The sequence below is a fragment of the Methylocucumis oryzae genome (assembly GCF_000963695.1).
Lineage (GTDB): Bacteria > Pseudomonadota > Gammaproteobacteria > Methylococcales > Methylomonadaceae > Methylovulum > Methylovulum oryzae.
This window is the reverse complement of sequence record NZ_LAJX01000222.1, coordinates 1-5,813: the sequence shown is the minus strand read 5'-3', so window position 1 is coordinate 5,813 and position 5,813 is coordinate 1. Positions and strand designations below refer to the sequence as shown.

General features: G+C 49.5%; 6 protein-coding genes. 2 read left to right on the top strand and 4 right to left on the bottom strand.

The window, feature by feature from the left end:
- Positions 1 to 295 precede the first annotated feature (295 nt).
- Positions 296 to 1,357 (top strand): protein-arginine deiminase family protein, encoded by a 1,062-nt coding sequence (locus VZ94_RS31095; RefSeq protein ID WP_204369204.1) that lies wholly within the window; start codon positions 296 to 298, stop codon positions 1,355 to 1,357.
- Positions 1,267 to 2,364, top strand: a complete 1,098-nt coding sequence (locus VZ94_RS33350; protein ID WP_082081790.1) for a protein-arginine deiminase family protein — start codon at positions 1,267 to 1,269, stop codon at positions 2,362 to 2,364. The genes VZ94_RS31095 and VZ94_RS33350 overlap by 91 nt, the downstream gene beginning before the upstream one ends.
- 92 nt (positions 2,365 to 2,456) lie before the next feature.
- Here the strand turns inward: VZ94_RS33350 and VZ94_RS17880 are convergent, their stop codons facing one another.
- From VZ94_RS17880 to nhaD (VZ94_RS31075), 4 genes are all read right to left on the bottom strand, one after another.
- Positions 2,457 to 4,037, bottom strand: a complete 1,581-nt coding sequence (locus VZ94_RS17880; protein WP_045780263.1) for a peptide chain release factor 3 — start codon at positions 4,035 to 4,037, stop codon at positions 2,457 to 2,459.
- Positions 4,038 to 4,254: 217 nt separating this feature from the next.
- A complete protein-coding gene (gene nhaD / locus VZ94_RS31085) occupies positions 4,255 to 4,689 on the bottom strand; it encodes a sodium:proton antiporter NhaD (RefSeq protein WP_275575318.1) in 435 nt (144 codons plus the stop codon).
- Position 4,690: 1 nt separating this feature from the next.
- Positions 4,691 to 5,140, bottom strand: coding sequence for a sodium:proton antiporter NhaD (nhaD, locus tag VZ94_RS31080; RefSeq protein ID WP_275575317.1), 450 nt, complete (start codon positions 5,138 to 5,140; stop codon positions 4,691 to 4,693).
- Positions 5,127 to 5,687: a sodium:proton antiporter NhaD gene (nhaD, locus tag VZ94_RS31075; protein WP_275575316.1), complete on the bottom strand. Its 561-nt coding sequence runs from the start codon at positions 5,685 to 5,687 to the stop codon at positions 5,127 to 5,129. Before nhaD (VZ94_RS31075) ends, nhaD (VZ94_RS31080) begins: the two co-directional genes overlap by 14 nt.
- Positions 5,688 to 5,813: the final 126 nt, after the last annotated feature.

The following is a 5,813-nucleotide window of genomic DNA, read 5'->3' as shown; positions in this document are numbered from 1 at the left end:
CTTAACTCTTTTCTTCGAGTTAGTTGATTCTATTCGACGAGTTGTTTATTACCGACCGAAGACGCCCAAGCCATCAAAACCTCGTGTTAATAAAGGCGTTCCTAATAAGTGGAAAGAAAAGCGGGCTAAGAAAATGGGTGCTACTGGCTAAAGTCAACAGTATTGTCGCGGGGGGTTCACCCTCACAAAGTCTGCCGCCGCTGTTGCCGCTTTGCTGGCCTCCGGCCTATGGTTGGTCGGCGCGCCTGCCTATGCCGACAATTCTGCCGCAAGCATTGACATCAAACGTACAACTTTGCGAGGCACAGTTCCCGATTTAAGAGTAGATGCCAACCGCGACGGGGTGGTTGACTTGAGCGGCAGCTCCGACGAACGTTTGGAAGATAGCCGAGAAGCCTTGTTCCTGGCCAATCTGGATGACGACACACGACGCTGCTTGCTGCCCGAGAACCTCGTCAGTCTTGATGACCCCGCCTACGACCAGAAACGGGCGGCTTGTAACGATGCCGCCGACAACATTGTCAATGGCCTCTTCGACGAGCGTGATTTGGCGAGCATCCACGCCTTGCCGATGCGCGACGCTCCAGAAGGTGCGCGCATCGCCATCAGCGGCGCACCGGACGGTTCTGTCCGACTATTTATGAGGGACAGCGGGCAACTGCGGACCTTCGATCCGTCCACCGAGCCAGTCCCAGCCCAAGCTTTACGTGACGGCTTGGAGTTGCGTCTCGAGGGACGCGACATCATTCGCGACACCCGTTGGAATGGTACCGTCCGCGTGACACTGAGCCTGCCGGACGGTAAATCCGATACTGTCGCCCTACGTCAAGCGCCTTTGTTGCTGCAACACACACTACAAACCAGCAGCCAAGTGATACTGGCGGCGCGACCAAAACTGCTGTCCAAGGACGAGTTTGAAAAAGACCCGATACTGGGCTTCACCTATGAGGACTACCTCGAATTCCAAAAACCACTGATCCCCGCCCATAAGTCGTTCCGCGACACCCTTGATGCTGCCCGCCAGTCCGCCGAGGTCGACAAGCCATTGCGCCAGCTCCCTATCGATAAGGCAGATATGTGGATGCAAGATATGTTCGAACCCGCCTATATGTCCGTACCCGGTCAAGATGGCAACCCACATATCATTCGGGTTCTGCTGAGGTCGCCAGACCTTGCCCGGCCTGGCAGCCGGGTGGTCTTCGAACTCCGCCGCCGCGATGTCGCCGTCGTCCAGCAGGCGCAGGACCCGTTTGAGTATCCGCCACTGTGGACGGCAACCTCAATCGGCTGGGCAATCTCGATGCCGTGCCACCCTACACGGCCCACGGCAAACACTATCCGAATGGCCGCATCCTGATCGGCTCCACCGACGCACGCCAACCGGACCCAAGCTTCCAACAGATGCTTGCGGCACAAGGTGTGCAACCGTTGTTGAAAATCGACACCTCTTGGCTCGCAGTCGGTCATGTGGACGAGATACTCCAGGTCGTTCCGGCGAATAACCGTCGCGGCTGGACTTTCGCGGTCCCAGACCCACGCCTTGCCGTCCGCCTGTTACGCGCTGCCCAAGCCAAGGACAACGGCGAGGCGACGCTGTTCACCGGTCGGCCTGTGGGACGCTTTACTAACGCTTCCGCCCAACGGACTATCAACGAGATTCTCGCGGACGCTGAGCTTATGGCGGATAACGAAGATGTCGCCCAACATTTGGATAATACCTTAACTCCACTGCTGGACGAACTCGGCTTGGCTCAGAAAGACCTTGTCAGACTGCCCGTTCTCTTCGAAGGCTTGACCTTTCCCCCCTCAACCGAGGAAACTTCAACCCCTGCGGTAGGCGGCTTTCTATCGAAAATGAGCGACACAGCGGCGTTAGGTTTTTACTTGGACAATTTAGGCACACAGCTAAAAACGAATCCGCCGTATAGCCAATTCGACATTACCGCCGCGCAACGCTGGTTGCAGGGCATTCAGGGCGGCAATCAAGAGGCGTTCGCCCGTAATTTGCCGGAATCCGGCAAGACCTTTTATCTGGCCTATAGCCTAATCTGGCCAATGGCTTGTTGCTGTCTAGCCCGACTGCCGACAAGAATTTGGCGGAATCCGGCGATAGTGAAAGCGGCTATGGGCAGCGGGACTGGGTGTTCGCTTACACCAAACCGGACGGCCCAGTCATCGACGGCAAAGACATTTTCCACCAAGCCGCCGTTGAAGCACTGGGCCAGGTTGGAGTTAGGCCCTTCGAAATCGATGCTTGGAGTTGGGCGCACATCGGCGCAGGCGAAGTGCACTGTACCACTAATGTCTGGCGCGATGTCAGTCCCGATGCGGCCTGGTGGCGCGCTCAGAACTAATCCGGTGTAGGTCGCGGGCGTGGTACGGTTCAGCCGTTCCGCCCGCGCTTCATCGTTTTTAATCTCCGAACAAAAGCGCCTATTCTCCTATTAAAGAAAGCTTTACAGCTCTCGCGTCGCACTAAATTTAATATCCGGCCAACGCTCTTCGGTAAGCTGTAGGTTAACTCGGCTGCTCGCAACATAAACCAAATACCCGCCGCCATCTTCGGCTAAGTTATCAAACGCTTTCTTCTTGAAGTCATCAAGCTTCGCCGCATTATCTGAGCTGACCCAACGCACCGTCGTCACCGGCACGGCGTCATAAACACATTCGACGTTATACTCGCTTTTTAATCGGTACGCCGTAACATCAAATTGCAACACACCTACCGCGCCTAAAATTAAATCATTATTTTTTAATGGTCTAAATAACTGCGTCGCACCTTCTTCAGACAGTTGTTGCAAGCCTTTTTGCAACGCCTTAGCGCGTAACGGGTCTTTTAATATGACACGGCGAAACAACTCCGGCGCAAAATACGGAATGCCGCTGTATTTTAAGGTTTCCCCTTGGCTAAATGTATCGCCGACTTGAATCGTACCATGATTATGTAAGCCGATAATATCGCCAGGATAGGCTTCTTCGACACTTTTACGCGTATCGGCTTGAAACGTAATCGCATTAGCGACTTGTACGCTCTTACCTAAGCGCACATGGTATAACTTCATGCCTTTATCGAATTTGCCCGAACAAACCCGTAAAAAGGCAACCCGGTCACGATGAGCGGGGTCCATATTAGCTTGTACTTTAAACACAAAACCGCTGAATTTTTCTTCTTCCGGTTGTACGGTACGCTGCTCGGCAACACGCGATCTAGGTGGTGGCGCATATTCAGCAAATGCATCAAGTAATTCCAAAATACCAAAGTTATTAATCGCCGAACCAAAAAACACCGGTGTGAGCTTACCGGCTAAGTACTCGTCTAAGTCAAATTCATGACTGGCACCTTGCACTAGCTCAATTTCATCACGTAGTTCTTGCGCTTGTTCGCCCACTAACTCATCGAGTTTAGGATTATCTAAACCCTTAATAATTTCCGCTTCGGCAATACGGCCACCGTGTTGCGGGCTAAACAAATGAATTTCATCTTTATATAAATGGTAAACACCCTTAAAACGCTTACCCATACCAATAGGCCAGGTCATAGGCGCGCATTTAATCGCTAAAATACGCTCGACTTCATCCATGACTTCCATAGGCTCACGGCCTTCTCTATCCAGCTTATTGATAAAGGTTAAAATTGGCGTCGCCCGCATCCTACAGACTTCCATCAAATTAATCGTGCGCTCTTCTACACCTTTAGCAACGTCAATGACCATCAACGCCGAATCGACCGCTGTTAATGTGCGATAAGTATCTTCAGAAAAGTCTTCATGGCCTGGCGTGTCCAATAGATTAATGATGCAATCGTTATGTTCAAACTGCATCACCGAGGTCGTCACCGAAATCCCCCGCTCTTTCTCCATTTCCATCCAATCCGACGTGGCATGGCGCGCAGCTTTACGCCCTTTCACCGAACCGGCTAATTGAATCGCTCCGCCGAACAATAATAATTTCTCGGTAATCGTGGTTTTACCGGCATCCGGATGCGAGATAATCGCAAATGTGCGGCGGCGATTTAATTCTGCTAAAGCGTCTGACATGGTTAACTAATACGGCTGATAAAAGGCGGGCATTATAACTGATTAAGTGATTTGGGCTACACACTTAAGACGGGACGAGGCGTTTAGAGCGCAGATGTCGGCAGCAGGGATGCTGCCGCCAAGCCTAGACGTATTTACGGCGTCCTGCGCTCTGAATGCCATGTTCCGTCTTAAGTTTGGTAACCGTGATTTGTGTGTGGCGATATGCCGCGTAAGGTCACTGAAAATACCTGGCATTCAGCCAAAAATGCACAAGTATGCTGGCAAAATAACCCAGCAAAATAACTGGCATCCAACGCAAATGACAAGTAAACGTATAGTAACCTTTAATATGACCTAACATGCCAACACCTGGTGCTGAACCAATCGCTAACAAGCTACCACCAACACCAAGTGTTAAAGTCAATAACAACCACTGTCCGGTCGAAATGTCCGGATGCATGTTTAATACAGCAAACATCAGCGTACCGTTATCGACAAACGCCGATGATAAACCGATTAAGATATTCGCGACGGTTGGACTAATTTGCCCAAATAAGAAATGCGCAATGCCATCTAAATAACCAATAAAACCAATAGCGCCAATAATCATCATCGCGCCATAAAAAAACAACAACGTGTCCCAATCCACATGACCTACATTTTTGAACACATCAAAAAGTTTTATTGTTATCAATTTTCGGCACATCGACTTCAAAAAATCGATAGACATGCGCAAAGTCACTTTCTTGTTCGATAGTGGTTTTCGTTAAATAAAAATTAAAAAATTGCAACAAGCCTAAACCGGTCATCATGCCGGCAGCAGGTGGCAATTCTAATAGCACATTACCACTGACCGTAATCATAAGCGTTATCACAAATAACAAACTAATGCGCTTGCTGCCGCGCCTTAGCTCGACTTTTTCTTGAATAGCTTCAGGGACTTCCTTAGGCACCCAAAAATGCATAATCAGCGCCGGAATCAAAAAATTAACTAAACAAGGAATCGTCAACGCGAAAAACTCACTAAAGCTTAAAATGTCACGTTGCCATACGAATAACGTCGAAATACCCCCTAGCGGACTAAACGTGCCACCTGCATTGGTGGCGCTAACGATATGCACACACACCAAGCCAACAAACTCCGGCTTTTTTCTTGCCCACCGCCATCGCTACCGAACCCATAATCAAACCGACGGTTAGCCCGTTAATTACCGTAGACAAGACAAAGGCTAAGCCGCCGGTAATCCAGAACAACTGCCGATAGCTAAATTGACGGCTTAACAAAAATACTTGCAAAGCGCGAAAAACCCCGCGCTCTTCCATAGTATTTAAATACGTCATCGACACCAAAATAAATAACAACAGCTCAATATACGCTAACAAATTGCTTTCAAAAGCTAATGCCGCCGTTTTAGCCTGGCCATGTAACGCATAATAAATACAAATCGCAAACCACACTAACGCAGAACCTAATACCATAGGTTTGGACTTACGCAGCTCAGTGACTTCTTCCGACATCGCTGCGATATAAGCAGCTACGGTAACCACTATAGATAAATAACCGATGATATGCTCGGTTAAATTAAGTGTTACGGCTGCCGACTGTGCTTGATCGGCACAAGCTAAGCCAGGCAATAACAACGCAAAAATAACAAAGAAAATAGTCATAAAAACATGCAGTGATTAAAAGGTTAAGCCATTATATCGGCAAGCCTGTAAAACCACATTACTCACTAAGCAATAATCCATTGCGTTGTTTAAGTCATGMYATGTTGCTGCGCATAGCGAGATGAT